At 63.0% G+C, this 25,417-nt stretch carries 22 protein-coding genes; 11 read left to right on the top strand and 11 right to left on the bottom strand.

Annotated features, from left to right (window positions below; all coding sequences use genetic code 11):
* Window positions 1–88: 88 nt before the first annotated feature.
* Entirely contained in the window at window positions 89–775 is a 687-nt protein-coding gene (locus SB822_RS09700) for a response regulator transcription factor (protein WP_007581727.1), read from the top strand.
* A gap of 195 nt (window positions 776–970) precedes the next feature.
* Window positions 971–2,473, top strand: coding sequence for a sensor histidine kinase (locus SB822_RS09695; protein ID WP_090834725.1), 1,503 nt, complete (start codon window positions 971–973; stop codon window positions 2,471–2,473).
* A gap of 52 nt (window positions 2,474–2,525) precedes the next feature.
* Here SB822_RS09695 and SB822_RS09690 read toward each other — a convergent pair whose 3' ends face one another.
* The 7 genes from SB822_RS09690 to SB822_RS09660 all read right to left on the bottom strand — a co-directional run bounded on the left by SB822_RS09690 (window position 2,526) and on the right by SB822_RS09660 (window position 9,871).
* Window positions 2,526–3,008, bottom strand: a complete 483-nt coding sequence (locus SB822_RS09690) for an SET domain-containing protein (RefSeq protein WP_090835018.1) — start codon at window positions 3,006–3,008, stop codon at window positions 2,526–2,528.
* A 265-nt stretch (window positions 3,009–3,273) separates the two neighbouring features.
* Window positions 3,274–4,386 carry an NADH:flavin oxidoreductase/NADH oxidase gene (locus SB822_RS09685; protein ID WP_410854576.1) on the bottom strand — a complete coding sequence of 371 codons (1,113 nt, stop codon included), beginning with the start codon at window positions 4,384–4,386 and terminating at the stop codon, window positions 3,274–3,276.
* A gap of 98 nt (window positions 4,387–4,484) precedes the next feature.
* Complete coding sequence (locus SB822_RS09680; RefSeq protein ID WP_090834731.1) at window positions 4,485–5,216, bottom strand: MOSC domain-containing protein; 732 nt, start codon at window positions 5,214–5,216, stop codon at window positions 4,485–4,487.
* A 10-nt stretch (window positions 5,217–5,226) separates the two neighbouring features.
* Entirely contained in the window at window positions 5,227–5,940 is a 714-nt protein-coding gene (locus tag SB822_RS09675) for a glutamine amidotransferase (protein ID WP_090834733.1), read from the bottom strand.
* A gap of 147 nt (window positions 5,941–6,087) precedes the next feature.
* Window positions 6,088–6,732 carry a MarR family winged helix-turn-helix transcriptional regulator gene (locus SB822_RS09670; protein ID WP_007581737.1) on the bottom strand — a complete coding sequence of 215 codons (645 nt, stop codon included), beginning with the start codon at window positions 6,730–6,732 and terminating at the stop codon, window positions 6,088–6,090.
* A gap of 699 nt (window positions 6,733–7,431) precedes the next feature.
* Window positions 7,432–8,547: a YbdK family carboxylate-amine ligase gene (locus SB822_RS09665; protein ID WP_090834735.1), complete on the bottom strand. Its 1,116-nt coding sequence runs from the start codon at window positions 8,545–8,547 to the stop codon at window positions 7,432–7,434.
* A 121-nt stretch (window positions 8,548–8,668) separates the two neighbouring features.
* The gene (locus SB822_RS09660; RefSeq protein ID WP_090835020.1) at window positions 8,669–9,871 is read right to left on the bottom strand and encodes a cation:proton antiporter; all 1,203 of its coding nucleotides are present in this window, start codon (window positions 9,869–9,871) and stop codon (window positions 8,669–8,671) included.
* A gap of 867 nt (window positions 9,872–10,738) precedes the next feature.
* Here SB822_RS09660 and SB822_RS09655 point away from each other — a divergent pair.
* A complete protein-coding gene (locus tag SB822_RS09655) occupies window positions 10,739–11,959 on the top strand; it encodes an IS110 family transposase (RefSeq protein ID WP_090834737.1) in 1,221 nt (406 codons plus the stop codon).
* Window positions 11,960–12,312: 353 nt separating this feature from the next.
* On the opposite strand, the gene mnmC is transcribed toward SB822_RS09655, so the two are convergent.
* On the bottom strand, window positions 12,313–14,280 hold the full coding sequence (gene mnmC, locus SB822_RS09650; RefSeq protein WP_090834739.1) for a bifunctional tRNA (5-methylaminomethyl-2-thiouridine)(34)-methyltransferase MnmD/FAD-dependent 5-carboxymethylaminomethyl-2-thiouridine(34) oxidoreductase MnmC: 1,968 nt from the start codon (window positions 14,278–14,280) through the stop codon (window positions 12,313–12,315).
* Window positions 14,281–14,748: 468 nt separating this feature from the next.
* Between mnmC and SB822_RS09645 the strand changes: the two genes are divergently transcribed.
* Window positions 14,749–15,027 (top strand): HU family DNA-binding protein, encoded by a 279-nt coding sequence (locus SB822_RS09645; protein ID WP_007581741.1) that lies wholly within the window; start codon window positions 14,749–14,751, stop codon window positions 15,025–15,027.
* A gap of 89 nt (window positions 15,028–15,116) precedes the next feature.
* On the opposite strand, the gene SB822_RS09640 is transcribed toward SB822_RS09645, so the two are convergent.
* Both SB822_RS09640 and SB822_RS09635 read right to left on the bottom strand, forming a co-directional pair.
* Complete coding sequence (locus tag SB822_RS09640; RefSeq protein WP_090834741.1) at window positions 15,117–16,361, bottom strand: GTP-binding protein; 1,245 nt, start codon at window positions 16,359–16,361, stop codon at window positions 15,117–15,119.
* Between the two features lie 163 nt (window positions 16,362–16,524).
* Entirely contained in the window at window positions 16,525–16,968 is a 444-nt protein-coding gene (locus SB822_RS09635) for a lytic transglycosylase domain-containing protein (protein WP_090834743.1), read from the bottom strand.
* A gap of 514 nt (window positions 16,969–17,482) precedes the next feature.
* Here SB822_RS09635 and gspD point away from each other — a divergent pair.
* The 3 genes from gspD to gspF are packed head-to-tail and all read left to right on the top strand — an operon-like array spanning window position 17,483 to window position 22,553.
* Window positions 17,483–19,816, top strand: a complete 2,334-nt coding sequence (gene gspD, locus SB822_RS09630; protein ID WP_090834745.1) for a type II secretion system secretin GspD — start codon at window positions 17,483–17,485, stop codon at window positions 19,814–19,816.
* Entirely contained in the window at window positions 19,813–21,330 is a 1,518-nt protein-coding gene (gene gspE / locus SB822_RS09625) for a type II secretion system ATPase GspE (RefSeq protein ID WP_090834746.1), read from the top strand. Before gspD ends, gspE begins: the two co-directional genes overlap by 4 nt.
* Before the next feature lie 5 nt (window positions 21,331–21,335).
* On the top strand, window positions 21,336–22,553 hold the full coding sequence (gene gspF / locus SB822_RS09620; protein WP_090834748.1) for a type II secretion system inner membrane protein GspF: 1,218 nt from the start codon (window positions 21,336–21,338) through the stop codon (window positions 22,551–22,553).
* Between the two features lie 89 nt (window positions 22,554–22,642).
* Here gspF and SB822_RS09615 read toward each other — a convergent pair whose 3' ends face one another.
* On the bottom strand, window positions 22,643–23,056 hold the full coding sequence (locus SB822_RS09615) for a type II secretion system protein N (protein WP_090834751.1): 414 nt from the start codon (window positions 23,054–23,056) through the stop codon (window positions 22,643–22,645).
* 170 nt (window positions 23,057–23,226) lie between these two features.
* On the opposite strand from SB822_RS09615, the gene gspG reads away from it, so the two are divergent.
* From gspG to SB822_RS09595, 4 genes are all read left to right on the top strand, one after another.
* The gene (gene gspG / locus SB822_RS09610) at window positions 23,227–23,703 is read left to right on the top strand and encodes a type II secretion system major pseudopilin GspG (RefSeq protein WP_090834755.1); all 477 of its coding nucleotides are present in this window, start codon (window positions 23,227–23,229) and stop codon (window positions 23,701–23,703) included.
* 112 nt (window positions 23,704–23,815) lie between these two features.
* Window positions 23,816–24,301: a GspH/FimT family pseudopilin gene (locus SB822_RS09605; RefSeq protein WP_244144488.1), complete on the top strand. Its 486-nt coding sequence runs from the start codon at window positions 23,816–23,818 to the stop codon at window positions 24,299–24,301.
* Window positions 24,301–24,732 carry a type II secretion system minor pseudopilin GspI gene (gene gspI, locus SB822_RS09600; RefSeq protein ID WP_176133759.1) on the top strand — a complete coding sequence of 144 codons (432 nt, stop codon included), beginning with the start codon at window positions 24,301–24,303 and terminating at the stop codon, window positions 24,730–24,732. The genes SB822_RS09605 and gspI overlap by 1 nt, the downstream gene beginning before the upstream one ends.
* The gene (locus SB822_RS09595; RefSeq protein ID WP_090834758.1) at window positions 24,710–25,414 is read left to right on the top strand and encodes a type II secretion system protein J; all 705 of its coding nucleotides are present in this window, start codon (window positions 24,710–24,712) and stop codon (window positions 25,412–25,414) included. The genes gspI and SB822_RS09595 overlap by 23 nt, the downstream gene beginning before the upstream one ends.
* The last annotated feature ends 3 nt before the right edge of the window (window positions 25,415–25,417 follow it).

The raw sequence follows: 25,417 nt of genomic DNA, 5'->3' as shown, positions 1-25,417 counted from the left end.
CGACGGCACGCCGCACGGCATTCTGTGCAGCAGGCGCCCCGGCGAACCGCGTGCCCCTTGCCCAACCCATTGTACTTGAGCGAAACCCATGCGACTCCTTCTGATCGAAGACGACCGCCCTATCGCGCGCGGCATCCAAAGCAGTCTCGAACAAGCCGGCTTCACGGTCGACATGGTCCACGACGGCATCTTCGCCGAACAGGCCCTCACGCAAAACCGCCACGAGCTCGTGATCCTCGATCTGGGACTGCCCGGCATCGATGGCATGACGCTGCTGTCGCGTTTCCGTCAGAGCAACCGTCATACGCCCGTGATCGTGCTGACGGCGCGCGACGAGCTGAATGACCGCGTGCAAGGCCTCAATTCCGGCGCCGACGACTACATGCTGAAGCCGTTCGAACCCGCCGAACTCGAAGCGCGTATTCGCGCCGTGATGCGCCGCAGCGGACCGCATGGCGACATGCCACGTCCGGAAGTGTCGCTCGGTGGCGTGCGTCTGTCGGGTGTGGATCGCCGCATCTTCAACGACGACAAGCCGCTCGAACTGTCGCCGCGCGAATTCGCGGTGCTCGAAATGCTGTTGCTGCGCCATGGCCGCGTGGTCAGCAAGGCGCAACTGCAGGATCACCTGACGCACTTCGGCGGCGATCTCGGCGACACCGCGATCGAAGTCTATGTGCACCGGGTGCGCAAAAAGCTCGAAAACTGCCGTGTCGAAATCGTCACGGTGCGCGGCTTCGGCTATCTGCTCCAGGAAATCCGCCAGGCGTCATAATGGTCGTCAAGACCGTTGTGGTCTGACGGCGTCCGGGTTGTCCGACGGGCGGCCGCAAGCGCATCCTCACAGATGCGCGGCGGCCGCCTGTGTCATTCAGCCTGGATGTGAACTGCCGTTTGGAACTGCACTTGGAACGCATGACTGACGCAGTCGATAATCCCTCGGCGTCGGTCCTTTACCGCGGGTTCGATCATGCCCTATCCCGCCGCGAATAGCCTGCGCCGCCAGTTACTGCGCCGGCTCGCCGCTCCCCTTTCGCTGCTCGCGCTGATGAGCGGCCTCATCGCGTACTGGCTCGCGTGGCAATACACGCAGCATGTGGTCGACCGTTCGCTCGCCGATCTCGCCACGGCCATTTCGAAGCAGATCCAGATTGCCGGGCCCGATGCGCCGATCACCGTCCCTCCGCTCGCGCAGGCGATGTTCTCCGATCCCGTCGAACAACTCGTGTACCGGATCAGCAATGGCGAAACCGAAATCGCCGGCGATCCGAAGCTGCCGCTGCAAGGCACCAACGTGCGGCGCATGCACTACGCTTACGTGTTCGAGACGCAGCATGAAGGGACGGCCGTGCGCGTTGCGCAGGTGCGCGTCGATCAGCCGACGGGCAACCCCGTCGTCATCGAAGTCGGCCAGCCGGTGCATCACCGCTTTCGGATCGCCGCCGAATTTCTGGTCGCGATCATGATGCCGCTGCTGCTGTTGCTGCTCGCGGGCTGGGTGATCGTGTGGCGCGTCGTGAATCAGCAACTGAACCCGCTGACCGATCTCGCCGATTCGTTGAACCGACAGACCCACACGTCGCTGGAACCCGTCGACGAAACCTTCGTCCCCGTCGAAATCCGTCCGCTGACGGGCGCGCTGAACGGCCTGCTCGACCGCCTGAAAGCCGCGCTCGACGCTCAACGCAAATTCATCGCCGACGCCGCGCATCAACTGCGCACGCCGCTCACCGCGATCAAGCTGCACGCGGAACAGGCGGCCATTGGGCGCGATCCGCAGCAGACGCTCGCCGCCGTCAAGGAACTGCGTGCGGCCGCCGATCGCGCCGTGCGTCTTTCGAACCAGTTGCTGTCGCTAGCGCGTGCCGAACCGGGCGAACAGGCCGCGCGTTTCGTGAACCTCGACATCGCGTCGCTCGCTTTCGATACAGGCGCCGAATGGGTGCCGCGCGCGCTCGCCGTGCATGTGGACCTCGGTTTCCAGCGGCTCGACGATCCGTCGAACGATCACCCGCTGATCGCGCGCGGCAACCCTGTGCTGCTGCGTGAAGTGATCGCGAATCTGCTCGACAACGCGCTGAAATACGTGCCGCCGTCGCGCATGAACGGCGCGCGGATCACGATGACGGTTGCGCAAACGGTGGTGGATGGCGTCCCAACGGCGGAAGTCGCTGTCGAGGACAACGGTCCGGGCGTGCCTCATAAACAGCAACCCGATCTGTTCAAGCGCTTCTTCCGCGGCGACGGCCAGGGCTTGAGCGACGGCACCGTCGACGGTGGCGCCGGTCTCGGCCTTGCGATCGTTCACGACATCATGGCGCTGCATCATGGCAGCGTGCATTACGAAGATGCCGCTGACGGCGGTGCGCGCTTTATCGTGCGGCTTCCCGTCGCGACGGGCGCCGTGCTGCGCTCACCGGAACCGCCGCGCGAAACAAAAAAACCGGCGCATCGTGCGCCGGTCGATCCTTGAAGCGTGTCCCAAAACGTGCGCTGCGTTCGATAAGAACGGCAGCGCACACGGGTCACTTTTTCTTCTTCGCTTTCTTCTCGTCCTTCTTGTCCGGCGCCGCGAGCATCGTGCCGCGGCACTTGCGCGCGCCGCAACGGCACTCGTATTCCTTCTTCAGCTTCTTCGTCTGACGCGCGTCGATCACGAGCCCGTAGTCGTAGAACAGCTCCTCGCCCGCGTCGATATCACGCAGCGCGTCGATAAATACGTGGCCGTCGATCTCTTCCGCTTCGCAGTTCGGCGCGCACGAGTGATTGATCCAGCGCGCGCTGTTGCCCTTCACCTTGCCGTCGATCACATCGCCGCTATCGAGCGCGAAGTAGAACGTGTGATTCGGTTCGTCCGGATTGTGAGGATGCCGTCGCAGCGCTTCCTTCCAGGAAATCCGTTGGCCCTTGTATTCGATCAACCGCTCGCCGGCTGCGATCGGTTCGAGTGCAAACACGCCTTTGCCGTGCACGCCCGATTGACGCACAGCGATCCTGCGTGAACTCATTGAATCAATCCTTGTAGAACGGTGGATGAACAAACTCGCTTGTTCGCCGATGCCTCCGCGTTCGACGCGCCTTTGCAGATGCGCGGCTTTTCTGACGCGGATAGCAAACGCGGCGCCTTGCTGGCGCCGCGTCGACATGCGACGCATACAGCGTCACAACCGAAATCGTACACGGATGATGTGACTTCGTTCAACCGTCTTACGTACAGATCCACATCACATGTGCGCGCGATGCGTATTTTGCGTTGTCGGTTGAAGGCAGCCTTCAGCGCTGACCGAACGAAATATCGCCGAACAGCGCCTTCTGTTCGCGCGGTTGCGAACGCCAGTATTGCGGCGGAGCGTCCACGGTCGCGCCGAGTTGAGCGGCCGCATGCCACGGCCAGCGCGGATCGTAGAGCATCGCGCGCGCCATCGCGATGAGATCCGCGTCGCCCTCTTCAATCAGCCGGTTCGCGTGCGCCGGGTCCGTGATCAGACCGACGGCCATCGTCGTCATGCCTGTCGCTTCCTTCACCGCCTTCGCGAACGGCACCTGATAGCCGGGTTCGAGCGGGATCTTCTGCAACGGCGACACGCCACCCGACGACACATCGACCCAGTCGCAGCCGCGCTTCTTCAACTCTTGCGCGAACGCTATCGTGTCTTCGATCGTGGTGCCGCCATCAACCCAGTCGATCGCCGAGACTCGCACGCCGACGGGTTTGTCGGCGGGGAATGCAGCGCGCACGATATCGAATATTTCGAGCGGGAAACGCATGCGATTCTCGCGCGACCCACCGTATTCGTCGCTGCGCTGGTTCGCGAGCGGCGACAGGAACTGATGCAGCAGATAACCGTGCGCGGCGTGCACTTCGAGTGCATCGATGCCCAGACGCGCAGCACGGCGCGCCGTCGCCGCGAACGCTTCGCGGATGCGGTTGAGGCCCGCGTTGTCCAGCGCGAGCGGCGGCTCGTCGCCGGCTTTGTGCGGCAGCGCGGACGGCGCATGCGGCAGCCAGCCGCCGTCGGCCACGGGAATCAGTTGCCCGCCTTCCCACGGCACGTTGCTCGAAGCCTTGCGCCCCGCGTGCGAGAGTTGCATCGCGACGTGCACTTTCGAGTGCTTGCGGATCGTGGCGAGCACGGGCTTCAGCGCTTCTTCCGTCACGTCGTCCCACAGACCGAGGTCGGCAGGCGTGATGCGGCCATCAGGCTCGATGGCCGTCGCCTCGATGCACAGCATGCCCGCGCCCGACAGCGCCAGATGGCCGAGATGGATCATGTGCCACGCCGTCGCCTCGCCGCGTTCGGCAGAGTATTGACACATCGGTGACACGACGATGCGGTTCGGCAGCGTCACGCTACGCAGCGTGAGCGGAGTGAAAAGAGCGCTCATGGTGGTGGGAATACCCATCGAAACTCAAGAGCGATCGAGGATAGCACCGGGTCTGATTTGCTGCAGACGGCCAGGCGCGTCGCTTTCAACAGCGCGAATCAGCTTTGACTGTGAGGCGTATCGAGACGCTTCGACCACGATTCGACTTCACCGCTTTCGAGACGCTTCGTGGCGGTCTTGCGCCATGACGGCGACAGCGTGTCGAGTTGCGCCATCGCCTCCAGTGCCTGCCGGTCGTCGCGATCGACATAGAACGCGCGCAACAGGCGCTCGACGCTCCACTGCGCGTGAGGACGCGCGAGCCGCTCGATCGCGTCGCCCGCGCCGATTTCGCCCGCTTCGAGTACGCGGTAATACCAGCCCGTGCGGCGCGTGTTCTGCACGGCGCGCGACATGTCGGCGCGCGCGAAGCGCAGGTTCAGTTTCCAGCACGGCTGACGCGGCTGCGATACCTGGACGATCGCCCCGCCGATCCGGTACACGTCGCCGACGCAAACATCCGCTTCCGTCAGGCCGCACGTGCTCAAGTTTTCGCCGAACGCGCCGCGTCCGTCGAGGCTCGACAGACCGGATTCGCCCGCCTGCCATTCGTTCCGCCAGGTGGCGTAGTGATCGAACGGATAGTGATGCAGCGCTTTTTCCGGGCCGCCATGATGCTTGAGTTCGGCCTGCTGATCACCTTCGAGTCCTGTTTCGCCGAGCCACACACGGCCATCGACAGGCGTCTTGCCGATCGCACTCGTCTTGCCCGACAGGTCACCGCCCAACGGCGCAATCTTGCCGGTCAGCACGGCATCGACGGTAAAAGCGCGGTGATCCACGGCGGTCATTGGGATTTGTTCAGGGTCGCGCGGCCAGTTGATCGAGCCATTCGCCGAACATGCTGGTCGCGGCGGCTTCGAGCTTCGGGCCATGCTTCGCGGTATCGGCGCGCAGCGCGCGCACGTCGATGCCGTGGCCCGCGATTTCGCCGGCATTGCCGATCAGCCACGGCTCGAAACGGTCGGTGCGGATTTCAGGGTGACATTGCAGGCCAAGCACATACTTGCCCCATGAGAACGCCTGGTTCTGACAGGCGGGCGTGGAGGCGAGATGCACCGCGCCTTGCGGAAGATCGAACGTATCGCCGTGCCAATGAAGCATCGACGTGTGCGCCCCGTCCAGATGCCGCAGCGGCGACTGCTTGCCGGCATCGGTGAGTGTCAACGGTGTCCAGCCAATTTCCGTCTGCCCTGCCGGATAGACCCGCGCGCCGAGCACCCGCGCAATCAGCTGCGCGCCGAGGCAGATGCCGAGCGTCGGCAAGCCAGCTGCAATGCGCTTTTCGATCATGGAGACGAGCGGCGCGATGGTCGGATAGCGATCGTCGTCGAACGCGCTGATGGGCCCGCCGAGAATCACCATCAGCGACGGCATCACGGGGTCGGGCGCCTCGATGCGCGCAAAGCCGACATCCAGATAGCGGACAGGACGCCCCCGCTCGCCGAGCACCCGTTCGAGACTGCCCAGATCCTCGAAGTGCACATGGCGGATGGCGAGAACTTCGTGATGCATCGGCAAATCCCACCGTCAGGGTTGACTGGACGCGCCCAAAAAGCGCGCCGGAAGACACGCCGTCTGCCGATGCGCAAAACGGCGCAAGCTCGCCCGCCCCGCTCGCGCAAACCCGCGAGCGGCGGCCGGCTCCGCAGTTTAGCCGACTCAGGCTTGCTGCGCGAAGATCTTCCAGGTCTTTTTCTGCGTGGCGGCGTCGGCCGTTTCGTGCACCGAGCAGTCCAGACGCAGATCGGTATCCGACATCGACAGATCGAGCAGCATGCAGCGATGCGGCGTCTTCTTCGGGTTCTTGCTCGGCTCCAAATGCGTGCAGGTCACGCACATCCGGTGCGGCGGAATGTGGCCTTGCACTTCGAGCTGACGCACGGTTTTCAGCAGCGTGCGATAGAAGATCGATTGCTCTTCGTCGCGCAGCGTGCCGACCGCCTTCGCGAGGAAGTCAGGCCATTGCGCGGCGCGCTTGGCCGCGGTGCGGCCGCGAGCCGTCAGACGCACAGCCAGCGCGCGCCCGTCGTCGAGCGCACGGCGCTTTTCGACGAGACCCTTGCTTTCCAGCGTGCTCACTGCGTCGCTCGTGGTCGCGGCTGTCAGCGCGGTTTCGCGTGCGATTTCGCCGAGCCGCATCGGCCCCTTGCGCTGCATCAGCAGCACGAGGATTTCACCCTGGGTAGGCGTCAGACCCGCGCCTTCCGCCCATTCCCATGCCTGGCTCCGCATGGCCGTGCTGAGTCGCAGCAGGCTGTGGGTCACCCGCCCGGTTGCCTGCTCTCCGTATACGCCTTCGCTCATAGTCTTTCGTTCGTTGTTGACAGCGTGCCGTCGCCCGTCGACATCCGTTTTTCCGATGCCGGCGCGCCGACAGTCTGTGGGGGGGAAGCTTCGCCGGTCAAGCCGGCTCGCCGATTCCTACTATCTCAAAAACTTCCTGTGATGCGGGCCTTGTCCCGGCCGCTTTCTCAGGCTTTGCAAACGCTTCATGCCGTGCTGCGATCCGTGCGCTTGGGCCACGCATCCGGGACCCCGGCAGGCCGCAACGACGAAAAACGACATTCTATGCGAGAGCGGCAAATCGTACAGCTAAGTTATCCAATGCAATCTGTGGATAACCACGGGATAAGACGGGGGACGACATGTGCGTCGATTCTTGATAACCCGCTGACCCCAGCACCCATGAGAATCGTTCTCCCAGGTTTACGGTCGGGATGCACGCCCGATCCGCGTGGTTATGGTTTACGCAGCCGCTTGAGTTTGCAGGGAATTATTCGGTTGTCCACAGGCAAACGCAATGCTTGTTAACTATTACTACGTATGTATACGTAAACCTTGAGAAAAACTAGAGGACGCCTTATCGGCATTCGAAAAAAATAAAAAAACCCGCAAAAAGCGGGTTTCGTTGAAGTCTGCGTGGCGGCGAAGCAAGAGCATCCGACGCGCCTGCCGCGCCGGACTGGATCGCGCGGCTCATACACTCCGACTTTTACGCGCCGTTTATGCGCGCCACTGCAGGCACTGCTGCCGCACCACTTCATGCAGCGATTGTTCCTGTTCGGCCACATTGCGCAGCCAGGTCGCGTCGTTCACCTGCCCGCGCGCGATCGCGCCGATTTCTTCGAGCGCCTTGCCCGAGCCTAAAGCATCCGCATGCGGCTTGATGCGCTCGAGCGTGTGAATGATGTCTTCGGAAATCGTACGGCGCTCACCCGTCTGCGGATCGATGCACGTGCCCGCCAGACCGAAGCGGCACGCCTCGAAACGGTTGAACGTGTAGACGAGATAGTCGTCTTCCTTTGGCATCAAAGGCTTGTCGAGCAGCAGATGGCGCGCGAGCGTCTGGATGTAGCACGCAATCGCGGCCGCGCGGTCGACGGAAAGCGGCGTGTCCATCACGCGCACTTCGATGGTGCCGAAGCCGGGCTTCGGCCGGATGTCCCAATAGAAGTCCTTCATGCTGTTGACGACCCCCGTGTGCACCATCTTCGAAAAGTACTCTTCGAAGCTGTCCCACGTGAGGACGAACGGCGCGCGGCCCGACAGCGGAAACGCGAACACGGAATTCAGGCGTGCCGAGTGAAAGCCCGTATCGACGCCCTGCACGAACGGCGACGACGCCGACAGCGCGATGAAGTGCGGGATGTAGCGCGACATCGAATGCAGCAGGAACAACGCGCTATCGGCATCCGGGCAGCCGATGTGCACGTGCTGGCCGAACACGGTGAACTGCTTGGCAAGATAGCCATAGAGTTCCGAAAGGTACTGAAAGCGCGGCGTGTCGACGATCTTGCGCTCGCTCCATTGCTGGAAAGCGTGCGTGCCGCCGCCGCACAGGCCGACGTTCAGCCGGTCCGCCGCGGCGACGAGCGTGTCGCGAATCGTGCGCAGATCGGCGACGGCCTGCTCGTGCGTCGTGCAGATGCCCGTCGACAGCTCGATCATGCTCTCGGTGATTTCCGGCGTGATGTTGCCCGGGATCTTTTCGTCCTTGATGAGCCGGAGCAGGTCGGTTCCTGCTTTGGTCAGATCATAGTCATGGGTATTGACGATCTGCATCTCGAGTTCGACACCGAAGGTGAACGGTTTCGAATCGATGAAGGCTTCGAGTGACATAGCGTTTCCTGATTCATGTCGGCATCAGCGCCCGATGCGGGCGGCGCCGGCCGGATTGACTGTCGATGCTGCAGCCGAACGCTCGAGCTGCGTGAAAAATACGGGGTGCGGGCGCGCCGCTTTACTCGCGGCGTTCGCCCACGAGCGCGAGCGAGCGGTAGACGAGCCACGGCCCGACCAGCTGCAACACGACGATCGAGCACATCGTGACCGCGCGCAGCGTCGGGTCGAAATTCGGATAGAGCTGGTAGGTGTCGTCGACGAGCAGATACGCGAGCGCCGACATTGGCGACAGCGACAGCCCCAGCGCCATGCCCTGTTTCATGTCGAGTCCGCTCGGCTTGGCGAACGCGAGCACGCCGACCAGCTTGGCCACCAGCCGCGCGACGATCAGTCCGACGGCTGCGAGGCCGCCCATCGCGACGTCGCGCCATTCGAACGTGGTCAGCGTGAGCACGAACAGAATCACCGTCAGCAGCCAGCCCGCCGTACCGAAGTGCTCCGGCCAAAGTTGCGGGCGCGCTTCCAGATTCTTCACGATGATGCCCGCGGCGAGCAGGCTGAGAATCGTCGACAGCTTGAAGATATGCGCGATGGCAATGGCGAGCAGCACGAGGCCGAACAGCGCGACGAACGAGTGCTCGTCCTGCAGATTCACACGCTTGTAAAAGAACGTGATGGTGCGCGCGAGCAGATACGCGAGGATCAGCGAGCCGATCAGCAGATACAGCGGCTGGAGGATCGTCGCGAGCACGTTGCCATAGGCTTCCTGATGCAGCCAGCCGGACGCGAGCTTCTCGACGATCACCGCATACATGCTGTTGAGCGCCGTCAGCGTCAAGAGGCGCTGCGTGACCTGGCCTTCGGCGCGCACCTCGGTTTTCAGCTGGATCACCATCGCGGGCGAAGTCGCCATTGCGATCGACGCAAGCACGAGCGCCGTCACCGACGACACGTTCAGGAACAGCAGCACCAGCAGCACGAGTACGAACGTGAGCGTCGATTCGGCGATGCTCGACACGATGAGCCACGTATTGCGGCGAATCCACCGCAGATCCAGCCGGCTGCCGAGTTCGAATAGCAGCAGGCCGAGCGCGACATCGAGCAATGGGCGCGCGGTGCTTGCCGAATCCGCGTCGATCACGCCCGATCCCGCCGATCCCGCGATCAGCCCGATCACCGCATAGCCGGAAATGCGCGGCAGATGCCACGCGCGATAGCACAGCTCGCCGACGAGACCTGCGGCAAGCAAAGCAAGGCCTGCCCAGAAAATCGCATCGGGCGTGAGCGGCCAGCCTGGAAAGAATGAAAACGCCGACTTCATCGTGGTGCCTTCTCCTTTGCAGCAACGCTCGGCAACGCAAACGGGCAGACGACGTCGGCACGCAAAGCGCGCGCCGCGTCCGTTGCCGCGATCGGTTCGCGTCTGCCGGCGTTGCGGGTTGTCAACGATCGGGTGAAAAACTGAAACGACCACGCCGATGCCGCATGACTACGGGCAGCCCGACGTGAGTGAAAAGAGCGCCGTCGACTTTTGAATCAGATTCTGTGGGTCCGGCAACCGTTCCATTGGCGCGTCGATTGCGGGGGCAATACGCGACGCGGAAGAACGGCGATTGTGCCATAGCTTTTTTACACTTGACGGAAAAGCGTCGAACAAGCGCTCAAAGCGGTAAAACGTACGCTAACTTCGAAACAACAGGAAAAAGCGACCGGAAAACGTGGGTGTGTTGGAGAAGAATGGTCTTGTCAGCGATGTTTTTGCGCGTCCGGCAGGCCTCACGCACTGCGTCTTCGGGATGCTTGCGTTTGAGTGTTCTTGCGCTCAGGCGTTCCAGTTTCGGAGCGATGAACAGCAAAGAAGACGGCTGACGAAGCGACGCCCCGTTTTGCGAGTTTCTTAATAGCTTCTCAAACCCTGCCCGGGTACGGTGTTCGCGAAGAAACGATGAGCGGAAGGAGATCGGGCGGGATGGGCTATAAAAGTGAGCAGCAGCTGCCGAAATGACCGAACACGCATTGGTGCGAGCTCACGGCGTTGGCGCGTCGTGTAGCGAGCCCGTTTAATAGCATGGTCCGGGAATCGTCGGTGACAGTGGCGAGCGGCGTGAGCCGCATCCCGTTTGAGAGATCGAGTCGAATACGACGCTTCCCATGGCGCTGCCGCCCATCCACGATAGTGAGACAAGCCATGGCGATGCGCAAGCGCGAAGACAGCCCCGAGGTTTTTCCAAACGCAGCGGGCATCGATATCGGAGGCTCAAGTCACTGGGTAGCCGTGCCCAGGGCAACCTCTGATGAGCCGGTCCGGGAGTTCGGGACCATGACCGATGATCTGAACGCGATGGCCGACTGGCTGCTCGCGTGCGGCGTCGATACAGTGGCGCTGGAATCGACAGGGGTCTACTGGATCCCTGTGTACGAGGTACTGGAACAACGCGGACTGACGGTGTGGCTGGTCGACGCGCGGCAGATGAAGTACGTACCGGGTCGCAAGAGCGATGTCATGGATTGCCAGTGGCTGCAGAAACTCATGAGTCTCGGGCTGCTGCGGGCGGCCTGGCGCCCCGACGGCGAGGTCTGCGTGGTGCGCGCGGTAGTGCGGCAGCGCGAGGTGCTGCTCACTGAGCAGGCCAGCTGGGTGCTGCGCATGCAGAAGGCACTGGTGCAGATGAACCTGCAGCTCACCGAAGTGCTCACGGACGTGATGGGTGTGACCGGACAGGCGATCATCCGCGCGATCATGGCCGGCGAGCGCGATCCGAAAGTGCTCGCGCAGCATCGCCACGGCCGCGTGAAGGCCAGTGCGGCCGAGATTGAACGGGCGCTGACCGGTAACTGGCGCGATGAGCACCTGTTCGTGCTCGGGCAGGCGGTGACGATGTTCGACAGCCTGGCCCAGCGCATCCTCGAGTGCGACGCGAAGATCGAGGCGCTGCTGGCGCCCCTGGGCCGTCACGAGATCGAACTGGGCGGGCCGGGCAAGCAGCGCAGCAAGAACGCTCCGCAATTTGATGCCCGTGCGGCTCTCGCACGCTGGGCCGGCGTTGACCTGACGCGCATCAACGGCCTGTCGGTCGCCACCGTGATGACGATCCTCTCGGAGATCGGTCCGGACCTGAGCCGCTTTGCGAACGTCAAGCACTTCTGCTCATGGCTCGGGCTGTGTCCCGGGACCAAGATCAGCGGCGGCAAGGTGCTTAGCGCCCGCACCCGCCGCTCGGCCAACCGGGTGCGCCAGGCCCTGAAGCTCGCGGCGATGAGCCTGTCGCGCAATGATTCGGCGCTCGGCGCGTTCTACCAGGGGCAGCAGCGCTACGAAGAGCAGCAACAGCAGCGCAGCCTTGCCGCACTCAAGCGCCGCGCCAAGGCACTCGGCTTTCGCCTTGAGCCCGAGACGCCTGCACCTTGAAAACCTGCGCTAAAGCATTTGTTTCTTGAGAGGAAAGATGATGCTGGCGTGCGTCGACCGACAACGGGCTTTTCATCAATAGGTTTACTGTATGTATACGTAGTAGAAGTTAACAAGGGCCCCGCATTTCTGTGGATAACTCGAGTTTACCGAAGCAAATCAGCGTCTTGCCGAACGCATAACCGGATGCACTTGATGTGCGCGCCCGACTGGGTTCGATGAATAACTTTTGGCCGATGTTTACGTCTGTCGAGTTACCCCGTTTACGTCCACATCCGTTCCACACGAGTTTCGCCCGCATTTTTCCCGGTTATCCACAACGCGCCGTGGATAACTTTTCCACAGGAAAAAAGTCAGTTCGCGGTACCCAGCCGTAGCGCGCGCAAGAGAAAGCGAGCGGGATCGAGCGCTTCGGCGAGATCCCGCTCGATGGGCCACGGCTCGCCTTCGATCTGCGAAGCAATCAGCTCGGCACCCAGCGACGCCCACACGAGTCCGCGCGATCCAAACGCGAATGCGCCATACAGCCCTTGCGCGCGCGGCAGATCCAGCGGCCAGGCGCCGCGCAGCTTGCCGGCGTCGCGGGTTGCGGCTGTTTCGTCGGCGAATGCGCCGATCATCGGCAGACGGTCGCTCGTCACGCAACGAAACGCGACGCGCCCTGCCAGCGACGAAGGCGCACCCGTACCCATCGCCTCATGCATGTCGGGCAGCATCTGGGCCACACGCTCGATGTTCTCGGTGTGAGCGCCATCGCGTATTTGTGTGTCGGGATCGTCGATGTCATAGGTTGCGCCCGTCAGCGTGGAGCCATCCGGCAGCGGCACCGCGTACCCTTCGCCGATCACGGGAACGCGCAACGCGTGCGCCGCATCGCTGGGCAGCAGCGTCAATTGACCGCGCACGCTGCGCGTCGGCGCGTGGCGCAAGCCGGCGATGCGCGCCGCTTCATGCGCATTCGCAAAGATGACGACGGGCGCGCTGGCAATCGCTGCGTCGTTCGCATCGAACACAATCCATTGATTTGCAACGCGTTCGACGCGCGAAGCCACGACGTTGAAGCGGCGCTCCAGCAATCCACCCGCCGCCTCACATTGCGCCGCGCAGAGCGACGCGGGATCGATCCAGCCGCCGTGGGGAAAGAACCAGCCGCCTCGCGCAACACGCATGTCGGCGATGCGTTGCGCCTCGTCGGGGGAAACGGCCGTCACGTAATCCCGCGGATAAGCGAACGAAGCGAACGTCTGCGCCATGGCCGAGGCTTCGTCTTCATCCGCGGCGATTTGCAGCAGACCGTCCGGGCCACGCAACGGACGATATCCGCGCCGCTCGAGCGCGGACCATTGTCGCAACGCATAAAGGAAACCCGCGCGCGTGATGCGCGAACCGACGCTGTCGTCGCGCGACATCATCGGATGAAACACACCGGCGGGATTGCCCGACGCATCGCGCGCGATGCCCGCATGCCGTTCGAGCGACGTGACGCGCCAGCCCCGCGCCGTAAGTCGTTCGATCGCCGCGCATCCCGCGAGCCCAGTGCCGATCACGATGACATGCCGTTCGTCGACGGCAAGCGGCAATGGCGGTTCGTGACGCCGCACGCGATAGCGCGGCGCAAAGCGTCCGACCAGCATTGCGCGTTTCCATCCGAAGCCATCGATCTTCCGGTATTCGAAGCCCGCTTGCTGCAATCCGCGTTTCACATCGCCCGCGCTTGTATAAGTGGCGAAGGTCGCGTCGTCGCCAGCGAGGCGCGCGAGCGCCTTGAAGATTGCGGGCGTCCACAGCTCCGGGTTCTTCGCGGGCGAGAAGCCATCCAGATAGAAGGCGTCGGCACGCAGCCAGAGCGAATGCAGCGTTTGCGCCGCGTCGCCGAACACGAGCGTGAGCGTGACGCGCCCTTCCTCGAACTCGAGCCGATGAGTGCCGGGCACGAGGGTCGGCCATGCATCGACGAGCTGTTGTGCAAGCGGTGCGATCGATGCGTCCGCAACGGCCGCAGCGCTCGCTGCGAGCAGATCGTCGCGCGAGAACGGATGCTTTTCCGTCGATACGAAGTGCAGGCGCTCGCAACGATCCGGGTCCGAGCTCCATGCGGCCCACGTCACGAGAAAGTTGATGCCCATGCCGAAGCCCGTTTCCAGCACCGTGAATACGCGCCGCTTTTGCCAGCGCGACGGCAATTCATTGCCTTTCAGGAAGACGTATTCGGCCTGCGCAAGGGCACCGACGGCGCTGTGATAGATGTCGTCGTGGCGTGGCGAATACGGGGTGCCGTTGTCGCGAAACGCGAGGATGGCGGGAACGAGCGGGTCGGTCATGCGCGATGAAATGCGGTGCAAGGAAGAGAACCGGGCGACGGCAAAGCACTGACTGGAAGCACGAATTTGCAGCGGTCACGCGATGCCGACACCCGTCACAGCCCGTCCAGACGGCGTCTGCAGCCTGTCGGAGCGGTGTCGAACGTTGGCAAAAACCAACGCTGACGGGGCTTTGGACGACTCGGATAGCATCTATTCGATGCTCTGCATGCCAAAAATGCTGTTTTCCATGCTGTATCAGGCGTTGCAGCGTGTAATTCTTCGAAACCCTTATCCAGATTGGGTTTGCGCTGCGCTATCATAGCAAGCGCCGCGAGGGAAGCGGCAGCACGGTGCTCCGTGCGGCGCCAGGCGTGCCGCGGGAGTCGGGGGTATTCCCGAGCCGTCGCTGCTCGACGGCGCGGCGCGCGCACGTATAATCGGCGCGTTCGCGCTGTTCGTGTCAACCTAAACCAGAAAGGAACCTTAATGAACAAACAGGAACTGATCGACGCCGTCGCAGGTCAGACGGGCGCCAGCAAGGCTCAAACCGGCGAGACGCTGGACACGCTGCTTGAAGTCATCAAGAAGGCAGTGGCGAAGGGTGATGCAGTCCAGTTGATCGGCTTCGGCAGCTTCGGTTCGGGCAAGCGGGCAGCACGTACGGGCCGCAACCCGAAGACGGGCGAAACCATCAAGATTCCGGCCGCAAAGACCGTTAAGTTCACGGCTGGCAAGGCGTTCAAGGACGCAGTCAACAAGCGCTAAGCATCAGCGCTGAGTTGTTGACACCCGCCATCGGCGGGTTTTTTTTCGTCTGCGTTTTCGATGACGGACGTGACGTCAATCCATTACGTTCAATGATGGTGATGATGGTCGTGGCCATGATCGTGGTCGTGATCGTCGTCTTCGAGATCCCACGCGGGGAACGGATCACTCAGCGTGCGCCATCCCTCGGCGCCCAACGCGTACTCGTCGTCGGTCAGCAGACATGCATCGAACTTCGCACGCCAGTGCGCCGGATCGATGTCGACGCCGATCAGCACCAGTTCCTGGCGACGGTCGCCGATCGTGAAGTCATCGGCGTCGCCGTACCAGTCCGCGGCGATTTCTTCCAGCAGCTCGTCATCGCCTTCGGGCCATTCACTGCGATCCTGCGCGGCCCACCACGTTCCTGCCGGCGCCGGCCGGCAAGCGCCGCCCGCTTGCGATAGCGAACCGCCGATCTCGTTGCGCGTCGCGAGCCAGAAGAAGCCTTTGCCGCGCAACACGCCCTTCCACTCTTCATGCAGCAGCGCCCACATCCGTTCGGGATGAAACGGCCGCCGCGCGCGATAGACGACATGCCCGACACCCCGGCCCCCGCTTTCGTTTTCATGGCTCGAAGGATCGTGCAGCAAGGCGAGCCAGCCGGCCGCGTTCGACGTCGCGTCGTAATCGAAGCGCGCCGTGCCGATCACTTCCTCGAAAGGCGCATTGCCATAGGTGCTCACGATCTGCGCGGCGCGCGGATTGAGCGCGGCGAGTATCGCTTGCAGATGCGCGAGATCGTCGGCGGAAACGAGGTCCGCCTTGTTGATGACGAACACATCGCAGAACTCGACCTGTTCGATCAGCACTTCGACGATCGTTCGATCGTCCTCTTCATGAGCGGCGATGCCGCGCTCGGACAGCGCATCGGCCGACGCGTAGTCGCGCAGAAAGCCCGCTGCATCGACCACGGTTACGGCAGTATCGACGCGCACGAGCGCCGCGAGCGTTTCGTCTTCGATGATCGACTCGACGAGGTTCATCGGCTCGTCGGTAGCGGCCGCTTCGATGATGATCGCGTTGAAACGATTCGCCGACGCCAGTTGGTCCAACTGTTCGAGCAAATCTTCACCGGCTTGTGCGCAGAGACATCCGTTCGGCAATTCAACCTGCGAGGCGGTCGAAGACGCGGGCGCCGCGTTGTCGATATCGAGGCGCACGGCGGCGAGGTCGGTGACGATCGCGGCGACACGTGGGCCAGTGGGGTTCGACAGAATCTGATCGACGAGCGCGGTCTTGCCCGCGCCCACGAAACCGGAGATCACGGTGACGGGCAAAAGCGGCTGGTTCATCGCGGTACGGAAACTTGAAGGTGAATGACGCATGCGCCGGCCGGACGTTCAAACGGACCCGGACTGGCAGCAGCACGAAGCCGCATTGTGCATCAACTGGAGCGACGTGATGCCTTCACTGAAGTGCGGCGAATGGGGGAACTGGTTGAGCGGCGCTGCCCAACTATTTGGCAGGCATCAGATTCCACTTACGGAGAATGGCAACGATTTGCCGCGCGTACTCGTCGCGCAGCGACGGCGTCTCCGAGTGATAGGCGCCAACAGCCGCCCACGTGTTGCCGTACTTGTTCATCTTCTGCCGCAAATGCCACGCGGCGATGTACACGTTCTTGCACGGCTCCATCAGCGTGCCCTGCGAGATGCCGTATTGCGCAAGCACGGGCAGATGCACGGAGTTGATCTGCATGACGCCATAGTCGGTCGAACCGTTGGCGTTCTTGTGCACTGCCGCGGGACGGTTATGCGATTCCTGCCAGGCAATGGCCCGCAGAATCAACGGGTTGACCTTCTGATAGCCGGCGGCCTCGTCGAAGCAGTCGGCGCGCGCGGACCCGGCGCTGATTAGCGCGGCCAAGGCAACGGCGACAGTGACGGGGATTGGCTTCATCGGTCAAGATGACAAACTATGTTCGATTCCTAAGCAATGGGACGGTAAAGACGACTCGAAACCTATATCCGGCGGGCTTGAACTCGGGAAAACCCGTTACCTTAAGGATACTCGAACCATCATTCCGCCCGTATCATACCGGCTGGACATGACGTGTTAAAGTTGGCCAGCCGACATAAGCGAGTAACTTGCGGCCAAAGTCGGCCGAAAACGCGCACCGGTTCGGAACGCAAAACTTTCAAGAACTTAACAGATTACGCAATCCGAGAAGCGTCGGATTGAGAACGTTAGAGGAATCGCACGGAACTCCTTGGTTCTGTGACATTTCCGACATGAAAAGCTGTTACTGTTCGTTGTTTTTGATTACAGGGAGGCAAGGGCATCCTTGGCAGTGGCTGCCACGGAGCGCTTTGCGAGACTGGGGACGAACAGGTGTCGGCCGGTCGTCCACTGCGCATGACCGTCGCCGGATCACAACGTCGGCTTCGAAACCACATCCATGAGAAGAAATCGTATGGCATTGCGTCGCGTCGCGACAGCGTTGCTGGTCGCTGGCATGATCACCACGCAGATCGCCCACGCTCAGGTGACGCTCAACTTCGTCAACGCCGACATCGATCAGGTGGCGAGGGCGATTGGCGCGGCGACGGGTAAAACGATCATCGTCGACCCGCGCGTGAAAGGGCAATTGAATCTGGTTTCCGAGAATCCCGTTCCGGAAGACCAGGCGCTGAAGACCTTGCAGTCCGCGTTGAGAATGCAGGGCTTTTCGCTGGTGCAGGACCATGGTGTCCTGAAGGTCGTGCCCGAGGCCGATGCGAAGCTGCAAGGCGTGCCGACCTATATCGGCAATGCGCCCGCGGCGCGCGGCGATCAGGTGGTCACGCAGGTATTCCAGCTGAAGAACGAATCGGCGAATAACCTGTTGCCCGTATTGCGTCCGCTGATCTCGCCGAACAACACGGTCGCGGCGTATCCGGGGAACAACACGATCGTCGTGACCGACTATGCGGATAACGTGCGCCGCATCGCGCAGATCATTCAGGGCGTCGACACGGCGGCAGGCCAGCAGGTGCAGGTCGTGCCGCTGAAGAACGCGAATGCGATCGACGTCGCGACGCAAATGGCGAAGATGCTCGACCCCGGCACGATCGGCAACACGGATGCAACGCTGAAGGTTTCCGTGCAGGCCGACCCGCGTACCAATTCGCTGCTGCTGCGCGCGTCGAACGCGGGGCGTCTCGCGGCGGCGAAGTCGCTCGCCAAGCAGCTGGATGCCGCAACCGGCCAGCCCGGCAACATGCACGTCGTGTCGTTGCGCAATGCCGACGCCGTGCGTCTCGCGAAGACGCTGCGCGGCATGCTCGGCAAGGGCGGCGGCGGTACTGAATCGTCGTCGTCGGGCGGCGGCAATGCCGCGAACTCGTTCAACCAGAACAACTCGCCCACGTCGACGGGTGGCGCGGGCTCGCCGCCGCTGCCATCGGGCTCGTTGGGCGGTTCGTCGTCGATGGGCAGTAATCCGCTGGGCGGTGGCGGTGGCGGTGGCGGTGGCTATGGCGGCCAGGGCGGCAGCAGCTCGGATTTTCTCGGCGAAAAGGAAGGAGGCGGCGGTGATGACAATCAGCCTGGCGGCATGATCCAGGCCGACGCGTCAACCAACTCGCTGATCATCACCGCGTCCGACCCCGTTTACCGCAACCTGCGCGCCGTGATCGACCAGCTCGACGTGCGCCGCGCGCAGGTCTACATCGAAGCGCTGATCGTCGAGCTGAACTCGAACACGAACGCCAACCTTGGGATCCAGTGGCAGATCGGGAGCGGCAACGTGTTCGCGGGCACTAACCTAGCCACGGGCGGCGGCAACAGTATCGTCAACCTGACGGCGGCAGCGGCAGCCAGCGCCGCCACGGGTGGCCTGGCTACGGCGCTGGCGACGCAGAATCTCCAGCAGGGCCTGAATGTAGGCTGGCTGCACAACCTCTTCGGTGTGCAGGGGCTCGGCGCGTTGCTGCAGGCGCTGTCGCAGACGAGCGATGCCAACGTGCTGTCCACGCCTAACCTCATCACGCTCGACAACCAGGAAGCGAAGATCGTCGTCGGTACGAACGTGCCGATCCAGACGGGCTCGTATTCGAACCTCACGAGCAGCACGGCGACCTCGGCGTTCAACACCTTCGATCGCATCGACGTGGGTCTGACGTTGCATATCAAGCCGCAGATCACCGAGGGCGGCATCCTGAAACTGCAGCTGTATACGGAAGATTCGGCGATCGTGGCGGGAACGACCAATGTGGCGACCAATCCGGCCGGCCCCGAGTTCACGAAGCGCTCGATCCAGTCGACCGTGCTCGCCGACAACGGCGAGATCATCGTCCTTGGCGGCCTGATGCAGGACAATTACCAGGTCAATAACAGCAAGGTGCCCCTGCTCGGGGACATCCCGTGGATCGGCCAGTTGTTCCGCTCGGAAAACAAGGTTCGCGCGAAGACCAACCTGCTGGTATTCCTGCGTCCGGTGATCATCAACGACCGCGACACGGCGCAAGCGGTGACGGCGAACCGCTATGACTACATTCAGGGCGTGACGGGTGCATACAAGTCCGACAACAACCTGATCAAGGACAAGGACGATCCCGTGGTGCCGCCGATGCCGGTTGGCCCGAGCCAGGGCGGATCGCCGTTGAACCTGTTCGATCTCGACAGTATGCGGCGTCAACAGGCGCTAGGGGTGCCGGTCCCGGCTCCCGCATACGTCCCGCAGACGCAGCCTCAACCTCAGCCGCAGCCGCCCGCACAAATGGTTCCAGCGCAACCGGCCACGAGTACGCCGGGGGTGCAGCCGTGAGCACGCCGCACGCGCCCGGCAGCGCGCCGCTCGATTCACCGGCCGCTGGCGGAGCGCACCGCGAGCCGCCCTCTGCGCTAGCCGCGCGACTCGTGCCGTATGGTTTCGCGAAAAGCGGCCAGATTCTCGTCGCGCATCAACACGCCGATTCGATGGAAGTATGGATCAGCGAACGCACGACCCAGGCCGCGCTCGCGGAAGTTGCGCGCAATTTCGGCGCGGTGTCGGTTGTGAGGCTCGAAGCGGATGAACTCTCGCAGGCGATCAATCAGGCGTATTCGCGCCAGGACGGCAGCGCTGCGCAGGTGGTCGGCGAAGTGGAAGGCGAAGTCGATCTGTCGCGTCTGATGCAGGACATTCCCGAAGTGGAAGACCTGCTGGAATCCGAAGACGACGCACCGATCATCCGCATGATCAACGCGCTGCTCACGCAGGCCGCGCGCGAACAGGCATCGGATATTCATATCGAACCGTTCGAGAATGCGTCGGTGGTGCGCTTTCGCGTCGACGGCACGCTGCGCGACGTGGTGCGTCCAAAGAAAGCACTGCACGGCGCGCTGATTTCGCGGATCAAGATCATGGCGCAGCTCGATATCGCCGAGAAGCGTCTGCCGCAGGATGGCCGCATTACGTTGCGCGTCGGTGGAAGGCCTGTCGACGTGCGCGTATCGACCTTGCCAACGGGCCACGGCGAACGCGCCGTGCTGCGTCTGCTGGAAAAAGACGCGCAGCGTTTGAATCTCGAAGCGCTCGGCATGGCGTCCGATACACTCGGCCAGTTCGACAAGCTGATTTCGCGTCCGCACGGCATCGTGCTCGTCACGGGCCCGACGGGCTCGGGCAAGACGACCACGCTGTACGCGTCGATGTCGCGGCTCGAAACGGCGACGACGAACATCATGACCGTCGAAGACCCAATCGAATACGATCTGTCCGGCATCGGCCAGACGCAGGTCAATGAGCGGATCGGTATGACGTTCGCCCGCGCGCTGCGTTCCATTCTGCGTCAGGACCCGGACATCATCATGATTGGTGAAATCCGCGATCTCGAAACGGCGCAGATCGCTGTGCAGGCGTCGCTGACGGGCCACCTCGTGCTCGCGACGCTGCACACCAACGACGCTGCGTCCGCCGTCACGCGTCTGACGGATATGGGCGTCGAGCCGTATCTGCTCGCGTCGTCGCTGCTTGGCGTGCTGGCGCAACGGCTCGTGCGGCGGCTGTGTCCCGTGTGCAAGGTAGAGCGCGAAGAAGAGGACGGTCGCAAGTTCTGGCATCCCGTCGGCTGCGACAAGTGCGGACATTCGGGCTATGCGGGACGGCGCGGCGTGTACGAACTGCTGAACGTCGAAGAATCGATCCGCTCGCTGATTCACCGCAATGCCTCCGACGCCGAGATTCTCGACACCGGCCGCAAGCAAGGCATGCGCACATTGCGCGAGGACGGCGACCGCTGGCTCGCATCGGGCTTGACGTCGCTCGAAGAAGTGATACGCGTGACGGGCGGGGTCTAAAGCGCATGCCCGCATTCCGTTTCGAAGCGATCGACGCCGCCGGCAAGGCGCAAAAAGGCGTGCTCGATGCCGACAGCGCGCGCGGCGCACGCACGCAGTTGCGCACGCAAGGTCTCACGCCGCTCGTCGTCGAACCAGCGGCGACGCGCACGCGCGGCGAGCGCACCCAGCGGCTGTCGTTGGGGCGCAAGCTGTCGCAGCGCGAGCAGGCGATTCTCACGCGGCAACTCGCGAGTCTTCTGATCGCCGGTCTGCCGCTCGACGAAGCGCTCTCAGTGCTCACCGAGCAATCGGAGCGCGATTACATCCGCGAACTGATGGCCGCGATCCGCGCGGAAGTGCTGGGCGGCCATTCGCTGGCAAACGCGCTGTCGCAGCATCCGAAAGATTTTCCCGAGATTTATCGCGCGCTCGTCGCAGCGGGCGAACATACGGGCAAGCTCGGACTCGTGCTGTCGCGCCTCGCTGATTACATCGAGCAGCGCAACGCGCTCAAGCAGAAGATCGTGCTCGCATTCACGTATCCGACCATCGTGACGATCATCGCGTTCGGCATCGTCACGTTCCTGTTGAGCTATGTCGTGCCGCAGGTCGTCAATGTGTTCGCGAGCACGAAGCAGCAGTTGCCGATCCTCACCGTGATGATGATGGCGCTCTCCGGCTTCGTGCGTAACTGGTGGTGGGTGGTGCTGATCGCGCTGGTGATCGTCGTGTACGTGGTGCGCGCGATACTCGCGCAGCCGGGACCGCGCCTCGCGTTCGATCGCTGGACGCTGACGGCGCCCCTCTTCGGCAAGCTCGTGCGCGGCTACAACACGGTGCGTTTCGCGAGCACGCTCGGCATTCTGACGGCGGCGGGCGTGCCGATTCTGCGCGCGTTGCAGGCCGCGAGCGAAACGCTCAGCAACAAGGCGATGCGCAACAACATCGACGATGCAATTGTGCGCGTGCGCGAAGGGACATCGCTGTCGCGAGCGCTCGGCAACACGAAGACGTTTCCGCCCGTGCTCGTGCACCTGATCCGTTCGGGCGAAGCAACGGGCGACGTGACGACGATGCTTGACCGCGCGGCCGAAGGCGAAGCGCGCGAACTCGAACGGCGCACGATGTTCCTGACGAGCCTGCTCGAACCGCTGCTGATTCTCGCGATGGGCGGCGTGGTGCTGGTGATCGTGCTCGCAGTGATGCTGCCGATCATCGAGTTGAACAACCTAGTGCAGTGACAGCGCTGCAGTGATGGCGCGTTACCGTCCGAAAGACTTGCAAGCTGGACCGACGCTTTCAGGTTGCGTCGGCCCGGCAGTGAATGACATCAGCGCACGTAGATGGTCGGGCCGGGCGCGTTCGCGGGAAGGAAGACTTCGAAGTGGGAGCCGTTGCGGTCGATGATGATCGAGCGGGCGCGCACTTCGGCGAGCCTGGCGCCTTGCATGATGGTGCTGCCCAGCGATACGGCATGCGGCGGTTCGCCGCCCGTGCTGATGATCGCGGCGGCGCCGTGGCTCAACGCGAGGATGCCGAACAGATGGATGTCCTGATTCGCGGTGCGCGTGAGCTGGCCGCCGAACAGCGCCGCGGCCTGATCTGTCGAAACGGGCGCGCGCACGGCGGCAGCGGGCACGGGCGCGCCGGAATGCGACGTGAGCGTGACAACCCAGTAAGTGAGCGTCGCGCAGAACACGGCGAAGACAGCGAGCGAAATCAGGCGGATCTGGAGAGCGTTCATGCGTGTAATTGTACGGACTATTGTGAATTTTGCGGCATACGGATCGGCAGATCGGAAGCCTTCAACTGCATGACATTAAAATGACCGACCGGACGTGCAGAGTGCTGAATTCTCAACGCATTACGTGACGTCTGATCGATCGACCCTTCAATCAAACGAGGTAGCAAGCTATGCAAATGTGGACCAGTCGCCGCAACGGGATCGCGGCCATGCGCGCGGGCGAGCGCGCCCGCCGTCAACGCGGGTTCACGCTGATCGAAATCATGGTCGTGATCGCGATCCTCGGCATTCTGGCTGCGCTGATCGTGCCGAAGATCATGAGCCGCCCGGACGAAGCGCGCCGCGTCGCCGCCAGACAGGACATCGGCACCATCATGCAGTCGCTGAAGCTCTATCGTCTCGACAACGGCCGCTATCCGACGCAGGAGCAAGGGCTACGTGCGCTGATTGAAAAGCCGTCGACGGACCCGGTGCCGAACAACTGGAAGGACGGCGGATATCTCGAGCGTCTGCCTAACGACCCGTGGGGCAACACGTACCAGTACCTGAACCCGGGTGTGCACGGCGAGATCGACGTGTTCAGCTACGGCGCGGACGGCAAGGCGGGCGGCGAAGGCAACGATGCCGACGTCGGCTCGTGGCAATAAGCTCGATACGCTGATTCAATCGATATCGATCGTTACCGGCACCATGCGATTGCACCACTGCATGCCGCACGCCCTTCGTGAGGCCGCCCTCGTCGACGACGCGCGCGGCTGCATGAAGCGGCATGCAATGCGCACGGCGGCACGCGAGCGCCAGCGCGGCTTCACGCTGCTCGAAATGCTGGTCGTGCTGGTGATCGCAGGCCTGCTGGTGTCGCTTGCGTCGCTATCGCTGACGCGCAATCCGCGCACGGATCTGAACGAGGAAGCGCAGCGCCTCGCGCTGCTGTTCGAATCGGCGGGCGACGAAGCGCAAGTGCGCGCGCGCCCTATTTCGTGGCTGCCACTGGATGGTGGCTTTCGTTTCGATGTCCGCACCAACGATGGCTGGCGTCCGTTGCGCGACGATCTGCTCGGGCCGCGCCGCTGGGAAGGCGGCGTGACGGGCGTGACGATCGAGTATCCCGGCTCCGACACGCATTCGGATCGCATCGTGTTCGGCACCGAGAGCATCGATACGCCCGTGCAGGTGACACTCTTTTCCGCCGTGGGGCGCGTCACGATCATCGGCACGGGCAACGGCCGGTACGAGGTGCGCTGATGCAGTTCGCGCTTCGTCTTCGCCGCGTGCGCGGCGCTGTTGATAACCAGAATCGCAAGCGGGCGGGAGGCTTCACGATGATCGAAGTGCTGGTTGCGCTGGCGATCATCGCGGTCGCGCTGGCCGCTTCGCTGCGCGCGGTCGGCAGTCTCGCGACGGGCGAGGCCGATCTGCATCGCCGGTTGCTGGCAGGCTGGAGCGCGGACAACGCGCTCGCCCAGCTGCACCTGGCGCACGCGTGGCCCGAAGTCGGCTCGCAGAGTTTCGACTGCTCGCAGGGCAACCTGCAACTGATTTGCACGGAAAACGTGAGCGCGACGCCGAACCCGGTGTTTCGACGCGTCGAGGTTTCAGTGACGTCGCCCGGTCGATCGGGCAACCTCGCGCAGATGGTGACGGTGATCGCGAATGAAACGAATCGCTCGCTCTGAGCACGACGCGTCGCGCGTTCGACGCTCGCCGCTGCTCAGGAAGACAGCGTGCGGATTCACGTTGATCGAGCTGCTCGTCGCGATCGCGATTCTGGCGGTGATCGCGGTGCTGTCGTGGCGCGGACTCGATCAGATCATCCGCGGACGGCAGACGATTACCAACGCGATGGAAGACGAGCGCGTGTTCGCGCAGTTTTTCGATCAGATGCGCATCGACGTGCGCAACGCCGCATCCGACGACGAAGCGGGCGAACCAGCCGTCGCGGTGAACGGCAATGCGCTGCAGATCGTGCGGCACATGCGCGCGCCGGGTGCGCCGCCCCGGTTGGTGGTCGTTCGGTATCGGATCACGGAAGGACGGATTCTGCGCTATGCGTCGCCGCCGTTGGCGAACATCGGCGAGGTGCGCCGCGCGCTCGGCGGTTCGGAGAATGAGAACTGGAACGCCGTGCCGTTGATCGGCGGTATCGGCGCGATTACCGCGCGGCTGTATGTGCCGAAAGTCGGCTGGACGACGCAGATGAAAGATGTGCAGTCTGCGATTACGGAGAACGACAATAATCTGAAGGTGCCTCAGCTCGGCAATGCGCCGCTGCCGAGGTCGGTGACGGGGCTCGAAGTGAGCATCGGCGCGAGTTCGCTCGCGCGGCCGGTTACCCGGGTTTTTCTCGTTGGGGAGTGAGTT

The organism is Paraburkholderia sp. SIMBA_054 (assembly GCF_046534875.1).
Taxonomy (GTDB): domain Bacteria; phylum Pseudomonadota; class Gammaproteobacteria; order Burkholderiales; family Burkholderiaceae; genus Paraburkholderia; species Paraburkholderia hospita.
The sequence above is the reverse complement of the archived record's forward strand: the minus strand, read 5'-3'. Positions and strand labels throughout refer to the sequence as shown.

What these genes read in the sequence shown, in the direction of transcription:
- SB822_RS09700 (WP_007581727.1), top strand. Translation starts at nt 89, where the DNA reads ATGCGACTCCTTCTGATCGAAGACGACCGCCCTATCGCGCGCGGCATC.
- SB822_RS09695 (WP_090834725.1), top strand. Translation starts at nt 971, where the DNA reads ATGCCCTATCCCGCCGCGAATAGCCTGCGCCGCCAGTTACTGCGCCGG.
- SB822_RS09690 (WP_090835018.1), bottom strand. Translation starts at nt 3,008, where the DNA reads ATGAGTTCACGCAGGATCGCTGTGCGTCAATCGGGCGTGCACGGCAAA.
- SB822_RS09685 (WP_410854576.1), bottom strand. Translation starts at nt 4,386, where the DNA reads ATGAGCGCTCTTTTCACTCCGCTCACGCTGCGTAGCGTGACGCTGCCG.
- SB822_RS09680 (WP_090834731.1), bottom strand. Translation starts at nt 5,216, where the DNA reads ATGACCGCCGTGGATCACCGCGCTTTTACCGTCGATGCCGTGCTGACC.
- SB822_RS09675 (WP_090834733.1), bottom strand. Translation starts at nt 5,940, where the DNA reads ATGCATCACGAAGTTCTCGCCATCCGCCATGTGCACTTCGAGGATCTG.
- SB822_RS09670 (WP_007581737.1), bottom strand. Translation starts at nt 6,732, where the DNA reads ATGAGCGAAGGCGTATACGGAGAGCAGGCAACCGGGCGGGTGACCCAC.
- SB822_RS09665 (WP_090834735.1), bottom strand. Translation starts at nt 8,547, where the DNA reads ATGTCACTCGAAGCCTTCATCGATTCGAAACCGTTCACCTTCGGTGTC.
- SB822_RS09660 (WP_090835020.1), bottom strand. Translation starts at nt 9,871, where the DNA reads ATGAAGTCGGCGTTTTCATTCTTTCCAGGCTGGCCGCTCACGCCCGAT.
- SB822_RS09655 (WP_090834737.1), top strand. Translation starts at nt 10,739, where the DNA reads ATGGCGATGCGCAAGCGCGAAGACAGCCCCGAGGTTTTTCCAAACGCA.
- mnmC (WP_090834739.1), bottom strand. Translation starts at nt 14,280, where the DNA reads ATGACCGACCCGCTCGTTCCCGCCATCCTCGCGTTTCGCGACAACGGC.
- SB822_RS09645 (WP_007581741.1), top strand. Translation starts at nt 14,749, where the DNA reads ATGAACAAACAGGAACTGATCGACGCCGTCGCAGGTCAGACGGGCGCC.
- SB822_RS09640 (WP_090834741.1), bottom strand. Translation starts at nt 16,361, where the DNA reads ATGAACCAGCCGCTTTTGCCCGTCACCGTGATCTCCGGTTTCGTGGGC.
- SB822_RS09635 (WP_090834743.1), bottom strand. Translation starts at nt 16,968, where the DNA reads ATGAAGCCAATCCCCGTCACTGTCGCCGTTGCCTTGGCCGCGCTAATC.
- gspD (WP_090834745.1), top strand. Translation starts at nt 17,483, where the DNA reads ATGGCATTGCGTCGCGTCGCGACAGCGTTGCTGGTCGCTGGCATGATC.
- gspF (WP_090834748.1), top strand. Translation starts at nt 21,336, where the DNA reads ATGCCCGCATTCCGTTTCGAAGCGATCGACGCCGCCGGCAAGGCGCAA.
- SB822_RS09615 (WP_090834751.1), bottom strand. Translation starts at nt 23,056, where the DNA reads ATGAACGCTCTCCAGATCCGCCTGATTTCGCTCGCTGTCTTCGCCGTG.
- gspG (WP_090834755.1), top strand. Translation starts at nt 23,227, where the DNA reads ATGCAAATGTGGACCAGTCGCCGCAACGGGATCGCGGCCATGCGCGCG.
- SB822_RS09605 (WP_244144488.1), top strand. Translation starts at nt 23,816, where the DNA reads ATGAAGCGGCATGCAATGCGCACGGCGGCACGCGAGCGCCAGCGCGGC.
- gspI (WP_176133759.1), top strand. Translation starts at nt 24,301, where the DNA reads ATGCAGTTCGCGCTTCGTCTTCGCCGCGTGCGCGGCGCTGTTGATAAC.
- SB822_RS09595 (WP_090834758.1), top strand. Translation starts at nt 24,710, where the DNA reads ATGAAACGAATCGCTCGCTCTGAGCACGACGCGTCGCGCGTTCGACGC.